Origin of the sequence: Ruegeria sp. HKCCD8929, from assembly GCF_013031405.1 — a bacterium.
Taxonomy (GTDB): domain Bacteria; phylum Pseudomonadota; class Alphaproteobacteria; order Rhodobacterales; family Rhodobacteraceae; genus Ruegeria.
In genome coordinates this window covers 161,843-183,031 of the sequence record NZ_WPZY01000007.1, presented here as the reverse complement: position 1 = coordinate 183,031, position 21,189 = coordinate 161,843, and the positions used below count along the sequence as shown (strand labels likewise).

At 65.4% G+C, this 21,189-nt stretch carries 15 protein-coding genes; 12 read left to right on the top strand and 3 right to left on the bottom strand.

Annotated features, from left to right (window positions below):
- The first annotated feature begins 32 nt into the window (after window positions 1-32).
- The 6 genes from GOX53_RS13240 (at window position 33) to GOX53_RS13215 (ending at window position 8,244) form a co-directional block, all read left to right on the top strand.
- Window positions 33-1,796, top strand: a complete 1,764-nt coding sequence (locus tag GOX53_RS13240; protein ID WP_171177055.1) for an acyclic terpene utilization AtuA family protein — start codon at window positions 33-35, stop codon at window positions 1,794-1,796.
- A gap of 13 nt (window positions 1,797-1,809) precedes the next feature.
- Entirely contained in the window at window positions 1,810-3,429 is a 1,620-nt protein-coding gene (locus tag GOX53_RS13235) for an acyl-CoA carboxylase subunit beta (protein WP_171177054.1), read from the top strand.
- 2 nt (window positions 3,430-3,431) lie between these two features.
- Window positions 3,432-5,399, top strand: a complete 1,968-nt coding sequence (locus tag GOX53_RS13230; protein ID WP_305851957.1) for an acetyl-CoA carboxylase biotin carboxylase subunit — start codon at window positions 3,432-3,434, stop codon at window positions 5,397-5,399.
- Between the two features lie 3 nt (window positions 5,400-5,402).
- Window positions 5,403-6,194 carry a TIGR03084 family metal-binding protein gene (locus GOX53_RS13225; RefSeq protein ID WP_171177052.1) on the top strand — a complete coding sequence of 264 codons (792 nt, stop codon included), beginning with the start codon at window positions 5,403-5,405 and terminating at the stop codon, window positions 6,192-6,194.
- Between the two features lie 106 nt (window positions 6,195-6,300).
- Window positions 6,301-7,458 carry an acyl-CoA dehydrogenase family protein gene (locus GOX53_RS13220; RefSeq protein ID WP_171177233.1) on the top strand — a complete coding sequence of 386 codons (1,158 nt, stop codon included), beginning with the start codon at window positions 6,301-6,303 and terminating at the stop codon, window positions 7,456-7,458.
- A gap of 117 nt (window positions 7,459-7,575) precedes the next feature.
- Window positions 7,576-8,244: a phosphoribosyltransferase gene (locus GOX53_RS13215; RefSeq protein WP_171177049.1), complete on the top strand. Its 669-nt coding sequence runs from the start codon at window positions 7,576-7,578 to the stop codon at window positions 8,242-8,244.
- Between the two features lie 30 nt (window positions 8,245-8,274).
- Here the strand turns inward: GOX53_RS13215 and GOX53_RS13210 are convergent, their stop codons facing one another.
- Window positions 8,275-9,174: a LysR family transcriptional regulator gene (locus tag GOX53_RS13210; protein WP_171177048.1), complete on the bottom strand. Its 900-nt coding sequence runs from the start codon at window positions 9,172-9,174 to the stop codon at window positions 8,275-8,277.
- Between the two features lie 100 nt (window positions 9,175-9,274).
- Here GOX53_RS13210 and GOX53_RS13205 point away from each other — a divergent pair, with 100 nt between their 5' ends.
- The 4 genes from GOX53_RS13205 to GOX53_RS13190 are packed head-to-tail and all read left to right on the top strand — an operon-like array spanning window position 9,275 to window position 15,004.
- On the top strand, window positions 9,275-10,441 hold the full coding sequence (locus GOX53_RS13205; RefSeq protein WP_171177046.1) for a pyridoxal phosphate-dependent aminotransferase: 1,167 nt from the start codon (window positions 9,275-9,277) through the stop codon (window positions 10,439-10,441).
- A 24-nt stretch (window positions 10,442-10,465) separates the two neighbouring features.
- The gene (locus GOX53_RS13200) at window positions 10,466-12,667 is read left to right on the top strand and encodes a dehydrogenase E1 component subunit alpha/beta (protein ID WP_171177044.1); all 2,202 of its coding nucleotides are present in this window, start codon (window positions 10,466-10,468) and stop codon (window positions 12,665-12,667) included.
- On the top strand, window positions 12,664-13,701 hold the full coding sequence (locus tag GOX53_RS13195) for an ACP S-malonyltransferase (RefSeq protein WP_171177042.1): 1,038 nt from the start codon (window positions 12,664-12,666) through the stop codon (window positions 13,699-13,701). Before GOX53_RS13200 ends, GOX53_RS13195 begins: the two co-directional genes overlap by 4 nt.
- Before the next feature lie 16 nt (window positions 13,702-13,717).
- The gene (locus GOX53_RS13190) at window positions 13,718-15,004 is read left to right on the top strand and encodes an FAD-binding oxidoreductase (RefSeq protein ID WP_171177040.1); all 1,287 of its coding nucleotides are present in this window, start codon (window positions 13,718-13,720) and stop codon (window positions 15,002-15,004) included.
- An 82-nt stretch (window positions 15,005-15,086) separates the two neighbouring features.
- Here GOX53_RS13190 and GOX53_RS13185 read toward each other — a convergent pair whose 3' ends face one another.
- A complete protein-coding gene (locus GOX53_RS13185) occupies window positions 15,087-15,791 on the bottom strand; it encodes an SDR family oxidoreductase (RefSeq protein ID WP_171177039.1) in 705 nt (234 codons plus the stop codon).
- A gap of 104 nt (window positions 15,792-15,895) precedes the next feature.
- On the opposite strand from GOX53_RS13185, the gene GOX53_RS13180 reads away from it, so the two are divergent.
- Window positions 15,896-16,744 (top strand): LysR substrate-binding domain-containing protein, encoded by an 849-nt coding sequence (locus GOX53_RS13180; protein ID WP_171177038.1) that lies wholly within the window; start codon window positions 15,896-15,898, stop codon window positions 16,742-16,744.
- A gap of 91 nt (window positions 16,745-16,835) precedes the next feature.
- On the opposite strand, the gene GOX53_RS13175 is transcribed toward GOX53_RS13180, so the two are convergent.
- On the bottom strand, window positions 16,836-17,738 hold the full coding sequence (locus tag GOX53_RS13175) for a LysR family transcriptional regulator (protein WP_171177037.1): 903 nt from the start codon (window positions 17,736-17,738) through the stop codon (window positions 16,836-16,838).
- Between the two features lie 75 nt (window positions 17,739-17,813).
- Here GOX53_RS13175 and GOX53_RS13170 point away from each other — a divergent pair, with 75 nt between their 5' ends.
- Window positions 17,814-21,026, top strand: coding sequence for a 2Fe-2S iron-sulfur cluster-binding protein (locus GOX53_RS13170; RefSeq protein ID WP_171177036.1), 3,213 nt, complete (start codon window positions 17,814-17,816; stop codon window positions 21,024-21,026).
- The last annotated feature ends 163 nt before the right edge of the window (window positions 21,027-21,189 follow it).

Below are 21,189 nucleotides of genomic sequence, written 5' to 3'. Positions count from 1 at the left end.
TGCCGCTGCGGGAGGAGAAGGAAGGACGTCGCGTGACTTCTGCACTTCGGATCGGAGGGGCCTGCGGGTTCTGGGGCGAGGCGACCCATGCCACCGCGCAGCTATTGGGCGCGGGGGTGGATGTGCTGGTCTACGACTACCTGGCCGAGATCACCATGTCGATCATGGCCCGCGCGCGGATGAAGGATGCGAGCCTTGGCTATGCGCCTGATTTCGTCACCGAGGCGATGGGGCGAAACCTGGCCGCGATTGCCGGGGGCGGGGTCAAGGTGCTGTCCAATGCGGGCGGGGTGAACCCGCTGGCCTGCGCCGAGGCGTTGCAGGCAAGGATTTTCGAGGCCGGGTTGGATCTGAAGGTGGCCGTGGTCGAGGGTGACGACCTGCTGCCGCGCGCGGCGGAGTTTACGGGCGAGGTCGAGATGTTCTTGGGCGCGCCGATGCCGCCGGTGGAGAAGATTGCCTCGATCAACGCCTATATCGGCGCGGGGCCCATCGTGGCGGCGCTGCAGGCCGGCGCGGATATCGTGATCACCGGGCGCTGCGTGGATAGCGCGCTGACCTTGGCGGCCTGCATGCATCGCTTTGGCTGGGGCGCGGGTGACTTCGATCTGCTGGCTGCGGGATCGCTGGCCGGGCATCTGCTGGAATGCGGGCCGCAGTCAACTGGGGGCAATTTCACCGATTGGGAACAGGCGGGCGATCCGGCGCGGATCGGCTATCCGATTGCCGAGGTCTCGGGCGACGGGGCGATGGTGCTGACCAAGCCTGAGGGGACGAGCGGTATTGTTTCGCCCGCTTCGGTGGGGGAGCAGATGCTCTATGAGATCGGCGATCCGCAGGCCTATCACCTGCCGGATGTGGTGTGCGATTTCTCCGGGGTTGAGGTGGCGCAGGACGGGTCGGACCGGGTGCGCGTGACCGGCGCGCGCGGGCGGGCGCCGACGGGGCGGTTGAAGGTCTCGGTGACCTGGACCGACGGATATCGCGCCGGGATGGTGTTTCAGATGAACGGCCGCGACGCGCGGGCCAAGGCGCGGGGCTTTGCGCAGGCCGGGCTGGACCGGGCGCGGGACGTGCTGGCGGCGATGGGGGCGCCGGATTATCGCGAGGTGTCGTTCGAGGCGTTTGGCGGGCGGCCCGGGGCTGGGGACTATGAAGAGATCGCATTCAAGGCCGCCGTACACCATGACGATGCACGCGCGGTCGGGGTGTTTCTGAAGGAACTGACAGGAGGTGCGCTGGCCACGCCGCCGGGGCTGCATTTCTTTACCGGGGGTGGGCGGGCCAAGCCCTCGCCTGTGGTCGCGCTGTTTTCGTTTCTGGTCGATTCGGGGGCGATTGAGTGCCGCGTGACCGTGGATGGAGAGGTGGTGGCGTTCGACCCGCCCGGCCCTCCACCCGAGGCCGATGAACCGAGCCGCCCGGAGGTTCCGCCAACTCTGGCCCCGGTGGCGGAAACCGAGACGCGCCCGCTTGAGGCACTGGCCTGGGCGCGGTCGGGCGACAAGGGTGACAGCGCCAATATCGGCGTGATCGCCCGGCATCCCACCTACATGCCGCATATCTGGTCCGCGCTGACGTCCGAGGCCGTGGCGCGGGTGTTCAGCGAGGAACTGGCGGGCGGGGTGGAACGGTTCTACTTGCCCGGACTGCCCGCGATGAACATCCTGATGACGCGGGTGCTGGGCGGCGGCGGCGTCGCCTCGCTGCGCAATGACGCGCAGGGCAAGGCATTCGCCCAGAAACTCCTGTCCCTGCCGGTCGAGATCCCGGCGGGGCTGATTGTAAATTCCTGACGGGGAGGGGCCGATGGGCTTTGTCAGCCAGGTCATCCGAGACAGCGAGACCTACGCCAGAAACCGCGCCGACATGCTGGCGCTGGCCGAGGAATTACGCGGGCTGGAGGCGCGGCCCGTGGCCCTGTCGGAACAGCGCCGCGAGCGGATGGAGGCGCGCGAGCAGATCACGCCGCGCGACCGGCTGGCGCGGCTGCTGGACCCGGGGATGCCGTTTCTGCAGCTCCACAGTCTGGCCGGGTACATGGTGGATAGCGACGACCCCGAGGCCTCGGTCCCCGGTGCGTCGGTGATCATCGGGATCGGTTTCGTCTCGGGCGTGCGCTGTGTCGTTGTTGTGGATGACAGCGGTATCAAGGCAGGCGCGATGACCCAGATGACCATGGCCGCGTTCCTGTCGGCGCAGGAGATGGCGCTGCGCCAGAACCTGCCCTTCGTGCATCTGGTGGAAAGCGCCGGGGCGAACCTGATGGAGTATAAGGTCGAGCTGTGGGCCAATGGCGGCAAGCTGTTCCGCAATCTGGCGCGGCTCTCGGCGGCGGGATTGCCGAACCTGGCGATCCTGCACGGGCCGTCCACCGCCGGTGGTGCCTATATGCCGGGGCTGGCGGATTACGTGGTGGGCGTGAAGAAGAACGGCATGGCGGCGCTGGCGGGGGCGGCGCTGGTGCATGCGGCGACCGGCGAAAAGGCCGATGACCGCGATCTGGGCGGGTCCGAGATCCATGCCTCGGTCAGCGGTCTGGTCGAGTATCTGGCCGAGGATGATGCGCATGGCGTCGAGATGGCGCGCGACGTGATCGCGCGGCTCGACTGGAACAAATCCCTGCCGCCACGGCGTGAGCGCAGCTATGCCGAGCCGCGCCTGGATGTCGACGAGATCGCCGGGCTGGTGCCCACTGATTACCGCATTCCCTACGACGTGCGTGAGGTGGTGGCGCGGATCGTGGATGGCTCGGAGTTTGAGGATTTCAAGCCGCGCTACGGGGTCTCGACCGTGTGTCTGCAGGCGGCAATCAACGGGATCGCGGTGGGGATCATTGGGAATAACGGTCCCATCGATCCGGCGGGTGCCACCAAGGCGGCGCAGTTCATTCAGCTTTGCGGGCAGGCGGATACTCCGCTGATTTTCCTTAACAATACCACCGGGTATATGGTTGGCACGCAATACGAACAGGCGGGGATGATCAAGCATGGGGCCAAGATGATCCAGGCGGTGACCTCGGTCGATGTGCCGCGCATCACGCTCTATATCGGCGCCAGTTTTGGGGCCGGGAATTATGGCATGTCGGGCTTTGCCTATGAGCCGGATTTCCTGTTTGCCTGGCCCAACGCCACCACTGGCGTCATGGGCGGCGAGCAGGCGGCGGGCACGATGGAGATGGTGGCCCGTGCCGGGGCCAAGCGGAAGGGCGAGGAGGTCGACGAGGCGCTTCTGGCCAAGCAGAGCGCCGCGATTGCCGCCCATTTCGACCGGCAGGCGGGGGCGTTTCACACCTCGGGCCGGTGCCTCGATCACGGCGTGATCGACCCGCGCGACACGCGGCTGGTGCTGGGGTTCTGTTTGGAGACCTGCCTTGAGGGGCGGGCGCGCAAGGTGAAGCCGGGCTCTTACGGTGTGGCGAGGTTCTGAGGATGTTTGACGCGATACTGGTCGCCAACCGGGGCGAGATCGCCGCGCGCATCATCCGCTCGGCCCGCGAGATGGGGCTGCGGACGGTGGCCGTTTACACCACGGCGGATGCCAAGGCACTGCATGTGGCGCTGGCGGATGAGGCGGTGTGGATCGGTGAGGGGCCGGTTGGGGATAGCTATCTGGATGCGGAGAAGATCCTCGGCGCGGCGCGAGAGCCGGGCGTTGGGGCGATCCATCCGGGCTATGGGTTCCTGTCCGAGAATGCCGATTTTGCCCGCGCGGTTGAGGCGGCGGGGCTGGTGTTCATCGGGCCCGAGCCGGATGCGATCCGCGCCATGGGCAACAAGGCCGAGGCCAAGCGGCTGATGCAGGCCGCGGGCGTGCCATGCGTGCAGGGCTATGAAGGGGCGGACCAGTCCGACGCTGCTCTAACGCAGGCGGCAGAGGAGATAGGTTTTCCGCTGATGGTCAAAGCGGCGGCAGGCGGCGGTGGCCGGGGGATGCGGCTGGTGATGCAAGCGGATGCTGTGCCGCAGGCGCTGGCCTTAGCGCGATCCGAGGCGAAGGGGGCGTTTGGTTCGGATGAGCTGATCCTTGAGAAGGCGATCGTCGAGCCGCGCCATGTGGAGTTTCAGGTCTTTGCTGATACCCACGGCAACATCATCCATCTGGGCGAACGAGATTGCTCGGTTCAGCGCCGCCATCAGAAGGTGGTGGAAGAGGCCCCCTGCCCGGTGATGACGCCCGATCTGCGCGCCGCCATGGGTGCGGCGGCGGTCGAGGCGGCGCGGGCGGTGCATTATCGCGGCGCCGGGACGGTGGAGTTTCTGCTGGACGGGTCGGGGGCGTTCTATTTCCTTGAGATGAACACGCGCCTGCAGGTGGAGCATCCGGTGACCGAAATGGTGACCGGGCTGGATCTGGTGGCGTTGCAGATCGCGGTGGCGCAGGGTGAGGCCTTACCGCTGACGCAAGAGGATGTGGCGCTGAATGGGCATGCCATCGAGGTGCGGCTCTATGCCGAAGACCCGGCCAGTGGTTACCTGCCTGTGACGGGTCCGGTTGACCTCTGGCAACCTGCGGTTGGGCCGGGTGTCCGGGTTGATGCAGGGGTGGTCGAGGGGCAGGAGGTCTCACCCTTCTACGACCCGATGCTGGCCAAGATCATCGCCCAAGGACCCACGCGCGCGGCGGCGCGGCGGCGGTTGGTCAGGGCGGTGGAGGAGACGGTGCTGCTGGGCACCGCCACCAATGCGGCGTTTCTGGCGGATGTGCTGGGGCAACCGGCCTTTGTGGCCGGAGAGGTCACGACCGGGCTGCTGGATCAGGTCTATCCGCAGGGGTTTCCGGCGAGCGATCCCGCGCCGCGCGACATTGCGCTGGCGGTGGCGGTTCTGATGCAGCATGACCGGGACGCGGCGCTGGCGCGGGCGGGGTATGTGTCTCCGGATCAACTGGGTTGGTCGAGCGCGCCGCTGCTGTCACGCGGGTTGAGTCTGAGTGCCGGGGAGCGGCGCATTGACGCCTCGGTCAGCGCCGCGCGCGCCGGGTGGCAGGTATGGGTTGGCGAGGAACGGTTCGACGTCACGTTGGAGGGACAGAACAGGTCCTTGCGCGCCCGGATCAACGGCCAGACCGTCGACGCGGTGGCGCATGTGGCTGGGGATAAGGTGCAATTGGCGGTCGGGGCCGAACGGCTGACATTCCACCGCCTGCACGCGGGTGCACAGGAGGAAGCGGCGGCCAGCGGTGGCCGGGTGACGGCGCCGATGCCGGGGCTGGTTCTGGCGGTCGAGGCCGCGCCGGGCGCGAGCGTCGCCAAAGGGGATACTCTGGCGGTGTTGGAGGCGATGAAGATGCAGCACCAGATCACCGCCGCAGTCTCGGGCACGGTTCGCGAGGTGCATGTGGCGGCGGGCCAGCAGCTGGCCTCGGGCGATGTGATGATCGAGATCGACGAGAGGTGAGCGATGGAGCAGGCCAAGGATTTTCTGGACGAGAGCGAGGCGCTTTATGCCGTGTTGGCGGATGTGACCGGCGACGCTTGGGAAACGGTGACCCAGTTCAAGGATTGGACGCTGAACGACGTGCTGGTGCATCTGCATTTCTGGAACCGGATGGCCGATCTGTCCTTAGCTGACGAGGCGGCGTTTCAGGCGCGGCTGGCTGAGACTTTCGACGGGATCGGCAGCCAAGGGTTTCGGGCGACCGAGAATGCGATGATCCCCGAGCGGGGAGAGGAACTGCGCGCCGCCTGGAGGGCGCTTTACACGGATATGGGCGCGCGCTGGGCGCGGCTGGACCCGAAGCAGCGGGTGAAATGGGCGGGGCCGGAGATGTCGGTGCGCTCGTCCATCACCGCGCGGCAGATGGAGACCTGGGCGCATGGGCAGGAGGTGTTCGATATCCTCGGCGTCGAACGGCAGGAAACCGACCGGATCCGAAACATCGTGGTGTTGGGGGTCAACACCTTTAGCTGGTCCTACAAGGTGCATGGCCGCGAGGTACCCGAAGTGATGCCCCGGCTGGAGCTGACCGCGCCCTCGGGTGCGGCGTGGGAATTCGGTGAACCGAGCGAAAACCGGATCAACGGCCCGGCAGTAGAATTCGCGCAGGTGGTGGCCCAGACCCGCAACGTCGCCGACACCGCGCTGCGGGCCGAGGGGCCGGTGGCGACCGAATGGATGTCCATCGCCCAGTGCTTTGCCGGTGGTCCGGAGACCCCGCCCGCCAAAGGCGCGCGGCATCGCGTCGGGCAGTGAGCGAAAGATACGTTGCGTTGCGCCGTCGGGACGCCGCGTCACCCGGATTGGCTTGATCCGCAAGCGATTGTAGCTTGGGCGTAATCCCGGATGATGAGGAATGAACATGTCTCTTTTCACCAGCACAGCGGCCTGGGTCACCGACGAACACCGGATGTTTGCCGAGATGGCGGGCCGGTTCATGGATGACGAACTGGTCCCGAACATCGAGGCTTGGGTCGATAACGGCGTCGTTGATCGCGGGTTCTGGCACAAGGCCGGGGAAACCGGGTTGATGGCAGGCTCGGTCCCCGAGGAATATGGCGGTGTCGGCGGCGGCGTGGGGTTCGACTCGGTCACCATCTACGAGCAGACGGCGCGCGGGGATGCGGGCTGGGGCTATGGCATCCAGTCGATCGTGACCCATTACATCACCGCCTATGGCAGCGAGGACCAAAAGCAGAAGTGGTTGCCGAAACTGGCCTCGGGCGAGATGGTGGGCGCGATTGCGATGACCGAGCCGGGGACGGGGTCTGACCTGCAATCGGTGCGCACGACGGCTGAGAAGGATGGCAATTCCTACCGGATCAACGGGTCGAAGATCTTCATCACCAACGGGCAGACCGCCGATCTGGTGATTGTGGTGGCCAAGACCGACAAGAGCCAAGGCGCCAAGGGCGTGTCGCTGATCGCGGTCGAGACCTACGGCGCCGAGGGGTTCCGGCGCGGGCGCAACCTGAAGAAGCTGGGGATGAAGGCCAACGACACGGCCGAGCTGTTCTTTGAAGACGTCAAGGTGCCGATGACCAACCTGATCGGCGCGGAAGAGGGGCAGGGCTTCTACCAACTGATGAAGCAGCTGCCGTGGGAGCGGCTGACTATCGGCATCATGGCGCTGGGCGCCGTCGACTTCGCCCTGTCCGAAACGGTGAAATACGTGCAGGAGCGCAAGGCGTTTGGACAGCGGGTGATGGATTTCCAGAACACCCGGTTCAAGCTGGCGGAGTGCAAGACCAAGGCCGAGGTGCTGCGCAGTTTCGTGAATGACTGTATCGCCAAGCTGGAAAAGGGTGAGCTGGATGCGCCCACGGCCTCGATGGTGAAATACTGGGGGTCCGAGGTGCAGAACGAGGTCATGCATGAATGTCTGCAGCTCTTTGGCGGCTACGGGTTCATGATGGAATACCCGATTGCGCGGCTCTACGCGGATGCGCGGGTGCAGATGATCTATGGCGGCACCAACGAGGTGATGAAGGAACTGATCGCCCGGTCACTGGACGTGTGATCCTGCCGGTCGGCGGGTCCGCCCGCCGCCACCCATTTGGCAACCCGCCAGTCCTTGGTGGAAACCGACGGGCGCGATAGACTGCCTGGCATACCTTCCTGATCGCAGGAGGATCAAATGTTCCAGGACAGAACCGATGCGGGGCGGCAATTGCTGGCACGGATGCCTGCGCTCGATCCTGCTGAAACCGTTGTGGTGGCGCTGCCCCGGGGTGGCGTGCCGATCGGCGAGATTATCGCCGAAGGTCTCGGCGCACCGCTCGATATCGTCTTCGTGCGCAAGGTTGGTTTTCCGGGCCACCGCGAACTGGCGCTGGCCGCCGTCACCAACGGGGCGGAGCCGGGTCTTGTCGTCAATGAGGACATCGCGCGCAGCGCGGGTCTGGATAGAGACCGGATCTGGGAGCTGGCCCAGCCGGAACTGCGCGAAATCGCGAGGCGGCGTGACTCCTATCTTGGTGGTCGGGCGGCATTGCCAATCCGGGGCAAGACCGTGATCGTCGTTGACGACGGAATTGCCACCGGCGCCACGATGCGGGCGTCCCTGCAGAATCTTCGGTCGCGGGGTCCGTCGCGGCTGATCCTTGCCGTTCCCGTTGCGCCCGAAGACACGTTGGCTGAACTAGAAGAGAGTGCCGGGATCGACGAAGTGATTTGTCTGAAAACGCCTGAGCCGTTTTATGCCGTTGGCGCATATTACAGGAAATTCGATCAGGTTTCCGACGACGCGGTGACAACGGCGTTGGCTCTGGTATCGACCGGGTCAGGCCCGGCATCCGGACCCTGAAGCTGCGGGTGGGCGCGCCGCGCGACCCCGTCACATGCCGGGCTGGTCCGCCACCTGCCGCAGCAACCAGTCCCGAAACGACATCAGCGGTGCGGACTCGGTTTGGCCCTTCGGCCAGACCAGATAGTAATCTCCGAGGCTGACCGATGGTCCGTCCCAGGCGGGCGCCAGCCGTCCGCTCTGCAGGTCCTGCGCCACCAGATAGCTGGGCAGCAGCGCCACGCCCAGCCCATGTATGGTCGCCTGGATCATGGTCGAGAACTGGTCGAACAGCATCCCCCGCAGCCCCGTGGCAATCATGCCTTGCGCGGCAAACCAACGCTCCCATGCGTCGGGGCGGGTATCGAGATGCAAAAGCGGGGCGGTCAGCAGCCAGTCAGGGCTGTTGGCCTGTTTTGGCGCCAGATCAGGGGCGCAGACGGGCAGCACATCCTCGCGCATGATCCGCAGATAGTTTACACCGGTCCAGTCCTGCTGTCCGAAATGGATCGCGGCGTCGAAGGGCTCGGTGGCGAAGTCGAAGGGTTGTAGCCGGGTGCTGAGATTTACGGTTACCTCCGGGTGCCGCCGGGCGAAATCCTGCAGGCGCGGGGCCAGCCAGTGCATCCCGAAGGCGGGCAGGATCGACAGGTGCAGCGAGCCGCCAGTCGGGTTGGCCTTGAGCTTGAGCGAGGCCTGCGCCAGTTGGTGCAGCGCCGTGCGGGCGGTCTCGACATATTCCCGCGCGGCAGGGGTCAGTTGCAGCCGCATTTGCGTGCGCTGGATCAGGGCGACGCCGAGTTGCTCCTCCATCACTTTCAACTGGCGGCTGATGGCGCTTTGGGTCAGGGACAGTTCTTCGGCCGCCGCCGAGGCGCTGCCGAGCCGGTCGACGGCCTCCAGAGCCAGCAGGGACGCGATTGAGGGCAGGAAGCGGCGAGGGGCAATCATATGAGTTATACTCATGGCTTTCGAAAGGAATGTCACTGGTTTTTTCCCGGTTGCGGCGCGATGAAGGGCGGGAAAGCACGGACCCAACGGCGAGGATGCCATGACCATTCAGAACAATCCGGGAGAGTTTCGGCGGGCCGGGCGGCTCGACGGGATCGAGCTGTCGGAGATCGTGCAGATCTCGGAGCGGGCTGCGCAGTTACGGTCGCAGGGTGTGGACGTGATCGCGCTGAGCACTGGCGAGCCCGATTTTCCGACCCCGGCACATGTGATTGAGGCGGCTCACAAGGCGGCGTTGGACGGGCAGACTCGCTATCCGGCCACCGCCGGGACGCCTGCCCTGCGCGCAGCGATTGCGGGGCAGGCCGGAGTGGAGCCTGCGAATGTGATCGTTTCGACCGGGGCCAAGCAGGTGCTCGCAGGGGCGTTTCTGGCGACGCTGAACCCCGGCGATGAGGTCATCACCACCGCGCCGTTCTGGACCAGCTATGCGGACATGGTGAAGCTGGCGGGTGGGCTGCCGATGGTGCTGGACTGCCCGCGCGGGCAGGGGTTCAAGCTGACGCCGGAGCAGCTAGAGGCCGCGATCACACCGCGAACGCGCTGGCTGCTGTTGAACACCCCGTCGAACCCGACCGGGGCGGTCTATACGCAGGCGGAGTTGCAGGCGCTTGGGGCGGTGCTGGAGAGGCACCGCCACGTCTGGGTGATTTCGGACGAGATCTATCAGCATCTCTCATACGTTCCGTTCACGCCCTTTGTGCAGGCGGTGCCCGCGCTGGCGGGGCGGGTGCTGACCGTGAACGGCGTCTCCAAGGCCTATTCGATGACCGGCTGGCGGATCGGCTGGGGGATTGGCCCGGCGCCGCTGACCAAGGCGATGGTGGCGGTGCAGGGGCAGATCACCTCCGGCGCCTGTTCCATCGCGCAGGCGGCGGCGCTGGCCGCGATCACCGGACCGCGGGAGTTACTGGCCGAGCGCCGGGCCGAGATGCGGGCGCGGCGGGATCTGGTGGTGGCAGGGCTGAATGCTGCGGGCCTGAGCTGCGCGCAGCCCGATGGCGCGTTCTACGTCTTTCCGAGCTGTCCCGAGAAGATGCCGGTGGATCATGAATTCTGCCGCTATCTGCTGGATGAGGCCGGCGTGGCGCTGGTGCCGGGGCGGGCGTTCGGGATGCCGGGGCATCTGCGGCTTTCCTTTGCCTATGCCACCGAAAGCCTGCAAGAAGGGTTGCGCCGGATCGCGGACGCGACCGCCAGACTGTAATCCAATCAAGACCGGGGACCCGCGATGGACCGCGCCCAGATCGTTCATGAGAATTTCCTGACCCGTGTTGCCGCGCGCGATCTGCCTGCTGGTGCGCCCCCTGCTCCGGGGCTGAGCGGGACCGAGGCGGTGTCGCTCTATCGCGCGCAGGTGCTGAGCCGGGCGCTGGACCGGACCAGCCGGGCGATGCAGAAGGCCGGGCAGGGGTTCTATACCATCGGCTCGTCGGGGCATGAGGGGATGGCAGCGGTGGCGCATGCGCTGCGGCCCACGGATATCGCTTTCCTGCACTACCGGGATGCCGCGTTCCAGATCGCCCGCGCCGACCAGGTGGCTCAAAAGGAAGGTGGGCAGCAGATTGCCTGGGATATGCTGTTGAGCTTTGCCTGTTCAAAAGAGGACCCGACCTCGGGCGGGCGGCACAAGGTGCTGGGGTCCAAGGCGCTGACCATCCCGCCGCAGACCTCGACCATCGCCAGCCATCTGCCCAAGGCAGTGGGGGCGGCCTATTCGCTGGGCGCGGCGCGCAGGCATGATCCCGAGCATCGGGAGCTGCCCGCGGACGGGATCGCCATGTGTTCGTTCGGCGATGCCTCGGCCAACCATTCGACCGCGCAGGGGGCGATCAACACCGCCGGATGGACCAGCGTGCAGTCCACGCCACTGCCGCTGCTGTTCGTGTGTGAGGATAACGGGATCGGTATCTCGGTGAAGACGCCGAAGGGCTGGATACAGGCGTCGATGGAGCATCGGCCGGGGATCAGGTATTTTCAGGCAAACGGGTTGGACATTTACGAGACCTATGCGGTTGCGCGAGAGGCGGCAGAATACGTGCGCACTCGCCGCAAACCCGCTTTCCTGCATCTCAGAACCGTGCGTCTTTACGGCCATGCAGGGGCGGATGTGCCGACGACCTATCTCAGCAAATCCGAGGTCGAGGCGGATGAGGCCAACGATCCTCTGCTAAATTCGGTGCGTTTGCTGGATCAGGCTGGGGCGCTTTCACCGGATCAGGCGTTGAAAATCTACGAGGAGACCTGCGCCCGCACCGACCGGATTGCGGCCGAGGCCACGACCCGCCCGCATCTGGCCAATGCCGAGGAGGTGATGGCGAGCCTCATCCCGCCGAAACGGGACTGCAAGCCGACCAACGGCCCCAGCGCCGAGGCGCGGGCCAAGGCATTTGGCGGCGACATGCGCGCAATGGACGAGCCGCAGCCGATGAGCCGCCTGATCAACTGGGCGCTGACCGATCTGATGCTGGAACATGGCGAGATCGTCTGCATGGGCGAGGATGTGGGCCGCAAGGGCGGGGTATATGGCGTCACGCAGAAGCTGCAAGCGCGTTTCGGTCCCGACCGGGTGATCGACACTCTGCTGGACGAGCAGTCCATTCTTGGCCTCGCCATCGGCATGGGGCATAACGGGTTCGTCCCCATCCCTGAGATCCAGTTCCTGGCCTATCTGCACAATGCCGAGGACCAGATCCGGGGCGAAGCGGCGACGTTGCCGTTTTTCTCGAACGGGCAATTCACCAACCCGATGGTGCTGCGGATTGCCGGGTTGGGGTACCAGAAGGGCTTTGGCGGCCATTTCCATAACGACAACTCGCTGGCGGTGCTGCGCGACATCCCCGGTGTGATCATCGCCTGCCCCTCGACCGGGGCGGACGCGGCGCGGATGCTGCGCGAATGCGTGCGGCTGGCGCGGGAGGAGCAGAGGGTGGTCGTGTTTCTGGAGCCTATCGCGTTTTATCCCATGCGCGATCTGCATGAGGCGCAGGATGGGGGCTGGATGACCATCTATCCCTCGCCGGATCAGCGGATCGGGCTGGGCGAGGTCGGCATGCATGGCGACGGCACCGATCTGGCCATCGTGACCTATGGCAACGGGCATTACCTGTCGAAGCAGGCTCTGCCCGAGCTGGACACGGCGGGGCTGAAAACCCGCATCATCGACATGCGCTGGCTGGCACCCCTGCCGGCTGAGGCTCTGTTGGCGGCCACCAAAGGCTGCAGGCACGTATTGATCGTCGATGAATGCCGCCGCACCGGCAGCCAATCCGAGGCGTTGATGACGCTGTTTGCCGAAGCCTCCGACATCCGGGCCGCGCGTGTGGTGGCCGAGGATTGTTTCATTGCCACCGGGCCTGCCTATGCCGCGCCTCTGCCCTCCAAACCGGGCATCGTTGCCGCCGCCCTTTCCCTGACCGGAGCAAAGACATGACCCGCACTGCCGTCGTGATCTGCCCCGGCCGGGGCACCTATAACAAGCCGGAGCTCGGCTACCTGCATCGCTACCATGCAAACCGGATGGCGCAGTTCCACGAGTTCGACGCCATCCGCGCTGAGACCGGGCAAGAGACGGTGACGGCGCTGGATGGGGCCGGGCGGTTCTCGGTCAGCAAGTACTCGCGCGGCGATGTGGCCTCACCTTTGATCTATGCTGCCTCGTTGGCCGATGCGCGGAGCTTGGCCGAGGATATCGAGGTGGTCGCGGTCACCGGCAACTCGATGGGTTGGTATACCGCGCTGGCCGCTGCCGGGGCACTGAGCGCCGGGGACGGGTTCCGGGTGGTCAATACCATGGGCACGCTGATGCAGGAACGTCTGATCGGCGGGCAGCTGGTCTATCCCTTCACCGGCGAGGATTGGGTTGACGATCCCGCGCGCAAGGCCGAATTGCTGGCCCATGTGGCCCGCATCGACGCGCTGGATGGGCACGATCTGGCACTGTCGATCGATCTGGGCGGGATGCTGGTGCTGGCGGGCAATGAGGAGGGGCTCAAGGCGTTTGAGGCCTCGCAGCCTGTCGCGCAGGAGCGGTTCCCGATGCGGCTGGTCAATCACGCAGCGTTTCACACGTCGCTGCAGGCGCCGGTCGCGGCCGAGGGGCGGGCGCGTTTGTCCGGAGAGATGTTCGGCCAGCCCGATCGCCCGCTGATCGACGGGCGCGGCAAGATCTGGTGGCCGGGCGCGACCGATACACGGGCGCTGTGGGACTACACGCTGGGCCATCAAGTGACCGAGCCTTATGATTTCACCCGGGCCGTACAGACGGCGGCGCGCGAGTTCGCGCCGGACCTGTTCATCGTCACCGGTCCGGGGGCCACGCTGGGTGGTGCGGTGGCGCAGTCACTGATGCTGGGCAACTGGCGTGGCATGGCGGACAAGGCGGGGTTTCAGGCCCTTCAGGGGCAGGCTCCGTTTCTGATCGCCATGGGCCGTGACGACCAGCGTGGGCTAGTGGCCGCGCAGTAAGGCTGGGCCAGGGAGGATGGGCGTGAGTTCGGAGAATGCGGATAATCTCTGGCACCGGACTTGCGCCGAAAGGGTGGAGGCGCCGGCGCTGAGCGGCGACGTGCAGGCCGATCTGGTGGTGATTGGCGGCGGATTTACCGGCTGCTCCGCCGCACTTCACGGGGCGCAGGCGGGCGCGGATGTGTGTTTGCTTGAGGCCGAGACCATCGGGTTCGGCGGCTCGGGGCGGAATGTGGGGCTGGTCAATGCCGGTCTCTGGCTGCCTCCGGATGAGATCGGTGGGCATCTTGGGGCCGAGGCAGGCGACCGGCTGATTGCGTTGCTGGCCGGGGCGCCCTCGGTCGTTTTCGAGCTGATCGACCGCCATGGCATCGCCTGCGAGGCGGTGCGCAACGGAACCCTGCATTGTGCCCATTCACCCGCCGGGCTGAAGGACCTGTACACCCGGCATGCACAGTTGGTGGCTGCGGGCGCTCCGGTCGAGATGATCTCGGCGGAGGGGGTGGCCCAGCGCACAGGTTCTGCCACCTTTCACGGCGCACTTTTCGATCCGCGTGCGGGCACGATCCAACCTTTGGGCTATGTCCGGGGGCTGGCCCGGGCGGCGCAGGCGGCGGGGGCGAGGTTGCACGAACGGACTCCGGCGCTGGAGATCCGGCGCGAGGGCGATCTGTGGCATGTGCGCACCCCCGGCGGGGAGGTTCGGGCCAGGGCGTTGATCCAGGCGACGAATGCCTATCACACGGGGTGGCCCGGTACGGCTCCGGCCTATGTCCCGGTGCATTATTTCCAGTTCGCCACGCCACCCCTGACCGAGGTGCAACGCGCGGCGATTCTGCCTGGCGGCGAGGGGTGTTGGGATACGGCGCTGGTGATGTCTTCGTTCCGGATGGACGGCGCGGGCCGGATGATCATCGGCGCGATGGGGGATCTGGGCCATCCCGGCAGCGCCATCCATGCCGGGTGGGCGCGGCGCAAGCTGACGCAGCTTTATCCGGCGCTGGCGGGGGTGCCGCTGCAACAGGGATGGTGCGGGCGAATCGCAATGACGTCGGATCATATCCCCAAGATCACACAGATTGGCCCGAATGCGCTGGCCGCGCATGGCTATTCCGGGCGTGGGATCGGGCCCGGCACGGTGTTCGGTGAGGGCATGGCCGAGAGCTTGTTGACGGGCAACCCGGAGGCGCTGCCGGTTGCGCCGGTGGCGGAGCACAGGGAAAGCCTGACGCGGGTGCGGCAGGCTTACTTCGAGACGGGGGCCACGCTGACCCATCTGATCAAGGCGCGGATCGGATATTGAGGGCGGGAAAGCGGCATGCAAGCGGCTTGAAGGCGTTTCGAAACGCCTTCATCCGCCCTCTGCAAGCAGAGAGACGGCGGACTCAGACCGAGCGGGTGATGCCGCCATCCACCCGGATGTTCTGGCCCGTGATGTAGCCGCCGCCCTCAGAGGCGAGCAGTGAAATCACTGAAGCGACTTCATCATAGCTGCGGCCATAGCGGCCCATAGGGATGCGGGCGCGGAACTCTTTCTTTTCCGGCAGGCTGTCGATGAAGCCCGGAAGGACGTTGTTCATGCGGATGTTGTCGGTGGCATATCGGTCCGAGAACAACTTGGCGAAGGCCGCCAGCCCGGCGCGGAACACGCCCGACGTGGGAAAGACCGGGTCGGGCTCGAACGCGGCGAAGGTCGAGATGTTGATGATCGCACCGCCGCCTTGTGCCTGCATGATCGGGGTGACCAGCCGCGTGGGGCGGACCGCGTTCAGGAAATAGACTTCCATGCCGGTGTGCCAGTCCTCATCCGTCAGTTCCAGCACTGGCGCGCGGGGCCCGTGGCCTGCGGAGTTCACCAGCACATCGACCCGACCCCAATGCCTCATCGCCGCATCGACCAGCCGCTGCAGATCGTCATTCGATTGATTCGAGCCGGTCACGCCGACGCCGCCGAGTTCCTGCGCCAGCGCCTCGCCCTTGCCGGATGAGGACAGGATGCCGACCCTGAACCCGTCCGCCGCCAGCCGCCGTGCCGCATCCGCGCCCATGCCGCTGCCGCCTGCGGTGATGAGGGCCACTTTCTCTGCCATCTTGATGTCTCCTTCAATCGTTGGCCCAAGGATGGGGAGAGCGGGCCGGTTTGACCAATCAGTTCTGCTGCCGTAATCCTGTAGAAAACCTACTGGGTGTTCTCATGTCATTGCCCCCGCTCAATGCCTTGCGCGCCTTTGAGGCGGCGGGGCGCCATCTGAATTTCCGTCTCGCTGCCGAAGAGATCGGGGTGACGCAGGGCGCGGTGGCGCAGCAGGTGCGCGGGCTGGAGGCGCGGCTGGGTGTTCAGCTCTTTGACCGGTTGCCGCGCGGGTTGCGGTTGACCGAAGCGGGGCGGCGGTTTCATGCGCCGCTGCGGCAAGCGTTCCGGTTGATTGGTGAGGCGGCCGAGACGCTGGCGGAGCGGCGACCTCTGACCCTGTCGGTGACGCCCAGCTTTGCCTCGAAATGGCTGGTGCCGCGTCTGGGCGACTTTACAGCGCAGCACCCCGGGATCGAGGTGCAGGTGGATGCACGTGAGCGACTGGCGAATTTCCAGAGCGACGGCGTCGATATCGCCGTTCGGCAGGGGCACCCGCCTTTCGGACCGGGGTTGGTGGCTGAGCCGCTGTTTGCCACTGAGTATGTGGCTATCTGCAGCCCAGGTTTGGCGGAGGGTCTGCACGCCACGGAGGATCTGGCACGGCAGACGCTGCTGAACGACACTCATGGGCTGTGGCCGCTGTTTCTGGACGAAATGGGCGTGGCGGCGACGCAGCGGATGATGAATTTCAGCCAGACCAGCCTGGCCATCGACGCCGCCGTGGCCGGGCAGGGCGTGGCGCTGGCCAATGCGCCACTGGTCTCCGCAGAACTGGCATCGGGGCGGCTGGTGCGGCCGTTTGCGCAGAGCCTGTCGGCCGATCTGGGGTTCTACATCGTGACCCCGCGCCAGCCGCGCCATCCGGAACTGGTGGCAGTCATGCGCGACTGGTTGTTGTCACAGGCTTGACAGCGCAGGTGCAAACGGCGCGGCCCAACAGCCTTTAAAGGCTGTTGCCAAGAAAATTCGAATTTTCTTGGTTGCTCCTGCTCCCGGCGTCTCAGTCGGCCAGCGCTGCTGCGATCCGTTCGATCCGGTTTCGCAGCCAGCGATGCGCCGGATCGCCGGTCGAGCGCTCGTGCCAGACCATGTAGATCGATACCGGGTCACAGGCGAAGGGCAGCGGTGCGCAGTCGAGGCTGGCGAGTGGTCCCTGTCGCATCAGCGCGGTATCGGTCGAAATCAGGTCGCTGCCCTTCACGAAGGACGGGATGGCGTTGAAATGTGGCAGGGTGACCGTGGCGGGGCGGATCTGGCTTTGGTCCACCCCACGCATCACCACCTTGGCGCTGCGCCCATCGGCAAAGCGGACCTCGACATGCTCGGTGGCGCAATAGGCCTCCCAACTGTCTGGCGGGTCGCGGTGGTCGGCGTCGTAGTAGATCATCAGCGGGCTGGTCAGCAGCCGTTTCTGATAAATATCCGGTCCGTCGGGTGGCAGGGGGGTCAGCATCAGCTGACAGCGGTCATTGCGCAGGATTGCCGGGTCCGGCACGCCGGAGGGGACGAAATCGAGGCGCAGGCGGATGCCTTCGGTGCGAGCTTCGCGCAGGAGGATCGGGAAGATCAGTTCGCGCTGCAGGTCGTTGGCGGCGATCTGGAACTGCATCTCTTCGGAGAGCGGGTCGAAGGGCCGCTCCTCGGTCAGCGCCCGCATCCCGTCGAGGACCTTTTGCACTGGTTCCTTCAGCGCCAGTGCCCGTTCGGTCGGGGTCAGCCCTTGACCCGAGCGTACGAAGAGCGGATCGCCCAGCACGGCGCGCAGCTTGCCGAGCGTGTGGCTGACCGCCGATTGTGTGACGCCCAGCCGGTCAGCGGCCTTGGAGACCGAGCTTTCCTCGAGGATGGTCAGGAAGGTACGCAGGACCTTGCCGTCGAGATCAGTGAAATCGATTTTGCTCATGCAATCTATGATTAGTCATGAATGGATTTGCTGTCCAATCCGGGCTAGGTCAGGCGCAGGAATAGGAGAGAGACAATGGGCATCCGCTTTTTCTCGGACAAGAACCGGCCCGTTCATCTGGGGCGGTATCCGCTGGAGCGGTTGCAGCGGCGTGCAGATACGCCGGGCTTGACCGATGTGCCCGGGATGGCGGAGCTGAGGTTTCACCGGCCCGAGAGCCCGGAGAGCATCGTCAACGCCATGGGCGAGTTTCAGGCGATGATGGATGCGATCCGGGATGGGTTCGTAAACCCAGCCATGGCGGAGATCCCGGGCGATCCGCAGGAGCGCGCCAACCATCTGAAAGCGTTTGGATATTTCAACGATGCGTCGATGACGGGGTGTGGTCCGCTGCCCGCCGGGGCCCTGCTGGCCAAGCCACGCCGCAACCCGGATATCGACCGGTTGGCCCATGCGCTGAAGACGCGACAGACCAAGACGCTGGCCTCGGGCATCGACGTGATCATGGCCGACCTCAAGGAGAGCATGGAGGCGGAGCCTTCGACCATCGACAGCCATCGCCATGCCATCGTGTTCCTCTATGAACACAACCGCGATCCGGAACCGGGCGAGCCCGGGGCGGAGTGGATCATGGGAGCACAGGATCATCGCGCCTGTCTGCTGGCCACGGAAAACGCGGTAGTGATCGCGAATTACATCCGTCTGCTGGGGTTCGATGCGCGGGCGCATACGGTGACCTCTTCGGATGTCGATCTGGGTCGGCTGGCGGTGGCGGCGGGGCTGGTCTCGGCCGAGGACGGGGCGCTGGTCGCGCCGTGGCTGGGGCAGCGGTTCGGGCTGGCGGCGGTGACGACCGAGATGGAGATTGCCCATGACCGGCCTTTGGTGCCGCTGGCGGAGCAGCCGTGGTTCCCGACGCAAGGTCCCGCATGGTGGCTGGGCGCGGGTTTTGCCAAGAACGCGTTGAACCGCGATCCCTATGCCAAACGCCGCTATATGGATGGGGCGCATCCCTTCGAGAAACTCAAACGCGTTGATGTGCCCACCACCTATATCGACGAGGCCAACGTGGCGCGGGTGCCCAAGCGGGCCGACATGTTCGCGCGGGCGCAGTTCGGGGATATGGGCAAGGCGTTGCAGGACGGGGCCAAGGGCGGGCATTACGCGCGCAAGGCGGCGCCCAGTTTTGCGCAGCGGCGGGCACTTGGCGCTTTTGTACTGCTTCAGGACGGGGAAAGTGCCGAAACGTACAAACCGAAAGACGCCGGTCGCAACGCAGCGAATGTGAAGGCGGCAAGCTATTTTCTGGGCATCGACGCGGTGGGGCTCAGCCGGTGTCCGGAATGGACTTGGTATTCCCATGACGCCACCGGGGAAGAGATCGTGCCGCTGCATGATCAAGCCGTGTCGATGATCGTTGATCAGGGTTATGAGACTATGGAGGGTGCCAGCGGTGACGATTGGATCAGCGTCGCGCAATCCATGCGGGCCTATCTGCGGTTTTCCCTGTTGGGCGGTGTGATCGCGCAGCAGATCCGCAATGTCGGCTACAAGGCCAAGGCGCATACGGTGATGGATGGCGAGGTGCTGCAGCCCCCGCTCTTGCTGCTGAGCGGATTGGGTGAGGTCAGCCGCATCGGCGAGGTGATCCTGAACCCCTACTTGGGTCCGCGCCTGAAATCGGGGGTGGTCACGACGGATATGCCGATGAGCCATGACAAGCCCATCGATTTCGGCCTGCAGACCTTCTGTGAGAGCTGCAACAAATGCGCGCGAGAGTGTCCGTCAGGAGCGATCACCGCCGGGCCAAAGCTGATGTTCAATGGCTATGAGATCTGGAAATCCGACAGCCAGAAATGCGCGACCTACCGGATCACCACGCCGGGCGGGGCGATGTGTGGGCGCTGCATGAAGACCTGTCCGTGGAACCTTGAAGGGCTGTTTGCCGAGCGCCCGTTCCGCTGGGCGGCGATGAATATACCCTCCGCTGCGCCGGCACTCGCGAAGCTGGACGATGCTGTGGGCAATGGCGGGCTGAATGACACCAAGAAATGGTGGTGGGATATCGAGTTGCAGGCGGACGGGGCGTATCGGCCCTCGGAGCATCCGCTGAACCGGCGGGACCTGCAAAAGGACCTGGACCTGAAATACGAGGATCAGACGCTGGCGGTCTATCCCGCGCCGCTGGCGCCGCATCCCTGGCCCTATCCCTTTGCGATGGATCGCGAGGCCGGGATTGCGGCCTATGAGGCGATGGTGAGCGCCGAGGAGTACAAGGCCCGGCTGGCGGCGGGCGATATGTCGGTGGTGCATCGTTATTCGGTCGCAGGCGATGCGCCGGTGATGCGGGTGGAACTGACCCGGGTCGAGCAGATGACGGCGGATGTGACCAAGTATGAATTCGCGGCACCGAATGGCACGCCTTTGCCGGAATGGACGGCGGGGGCGCATCTGGACGTTCTGGTGGCGCCGGAATTCCTGCGGCAATATTCGATGTCGGGTGATCCGGCGGATCGGTCGAAGTACCAGATCGGCGTGCTGCGCGAGGATGAGGGGCGGGGTGGATCGGCTCTTTTGCATCGGATCTTCAGCGAGGGGCGCAAGGTCTTCATCTCAAAGCCCATCAACCATTTCGAACTGGATGAGAGCGCGACAAAGACCTTCCTTATGGGCGGCGGGATCGGCATCACGCCGATGATCGCATTTGCGCATCGGTTGCATGAGCTTGGCGCGGATTTCGAGTTGCATTACTCGGCCAGTACTCGCGCGGGGGCGGGGTATCTGGACGATCTGGCGGCGGTCCTCTGGGCGGACAAGGTGCATCTGCATTTTTCCGATGAGGGCACGCGGGCCGATCTGAATTCGGTGCTGGCAGGGTATGCCGAGGGCTGGCACGTCTATACCTGCGGGCCGGAACGTTACATGGACGGAGTGATGCAGGCCGCCGAACGGCAGGGGTTTCCCGAGGAGGCGCGGCATCTGGAGTATTTCTTGGTGCCCGAGCAACCCGATTACGAAAATTTCGGGTTCACCGTGAGGCTGGCCCGGTCCGGGCGGGAGTTGCATGTGCCCGAGGACAAGGATGCGGCGCAGGTGCTCAACGAGGCGGGCATTCATGTGGATGTGAAATGTTCTGACGGGATTTGCGGGGTGTGCAAATGCGGGTTGGTCTCGGGCGAGGTCGAGCACCGGGATTTCGTGCTGTCCAAGAAGCAGCGCGAAGGGGCGATCATCCTGTGCCAGAGCCGCGCGGCGGAGGCGGGCGGAGTGGTTGAGATCGACCTCTGACGGATGGGCCGGGCCAAGGCGTTTGCAAACGCCTTGAAGCGGTTTTCAAACCGCTTAAGCCGCTTCCAAGCGGCTTGGTTCGCGGTATTTCAAGTCTTGTGCTTGTTGAGATGTAGTGCAGGCGAGGGGCCAGCCCCTCGCGCTCCCCGGGATATTTTGAGGC

Bases quoted from the DNA above. Each gene is read 5' to 3' on its own strand.
- GOX53_RS13215 (WP_171177049.1), top strand. From the start codon at position 7,576: ATGTTCCAGGACAGAACCGATGCGGGGCGGCAATTGCTGGCACGGATG.
- GOX53_RS13195 (WP_171177042.1), top strand. From the start codon at position 12,664: ATGACCCGCACTGCCGTCGTGATCTGCCCCGGCCGGGGCACCTATAAC.
- GOX53_RS13220 (WP_171177233.1), top strand. From the start codon at position 6,301: ATGTCTCTTTTCACCAGCACAGCGGCCTGGGTCACCGACGAACACCGG.
- GOX53_RS13225 (WP_171177052.1), top strand. From the start codon at position 5,403: ATGGAGCAGGCCAAGGATTTTCTGGACGAGAGCGAGGCGCTTTATGCC.
- GOX53_RS13200 (WP_171177044.1), top strand. From the start codon at position 10,466: ATGGACCGCGCCCAGATCGTTCATGAGAATTTCCTGACCCGTGTTGCC.
- GOX53_RS13175 (WP_171177037.1), bottom strand. From the start codon at position 17,738: ATGAGCAAAATCGATTTCACTGATCTCGACGGCAAGGTCCTGCGTACC.
- GOX53_RS13180 (WP_171177038.1), top strand. From the start codon at position 15,896: ATGTCATTGCCCCCGCTCAATGCCTTGCGCGCCTTTGAGGCGGCGGGG.
- GOX53_RS13235 (WP_171177054.1), top strand. From the start codon at position 1,810: ATGGGCTTTGTCAGCCAGGTCATCCGAGACAGCGAGACCTACGCCAGA.
- GOX53_RS13190 (WP_171177040.1), top strand. From the start codon at position 13,718: ATGGGCGTGAGTTCGGAGAATGCGGATAATCTCTGGCACCGGACTTGC.
- GOX53_RS13230 (WP_305851957.1), top strand. From the start codon at position 3,432: ATGTTTGACGCGATACTGGTCGCCAACCGGGGCGAGATCGCCGCGCGC.
- GOX53_RS13185 (WP_171177039.1), bottom strand. From the start codon at position 15,791: ATGGCAGAGAAAGTGGCCCTCATCACCGCAGGCGGCAGCGGCATGGGC.
- GOX53_RS13210 (WP_171177048.1), bottom strand. From the start codon at position 9,174: ATGATTGCCCCTCGCCGCTTCCTGCCCTCAATCGCGTCCCTGCTGGCT.
- GOX53_RS13205 (WP_171177046.1), top strand. From the start codon at position 9,275: ATGACCATTCAGAACAATCCGGGAGAGTTTCGGCGGGCCGGGCGGCTC.
- GOX53_RS13170 (WP_171177036.1), top strand. From the start codon at position 17,814: ATGGGCATCCGCTTTTTCTCGGACAAGAACCGGCCCGTTCATCTGGGG.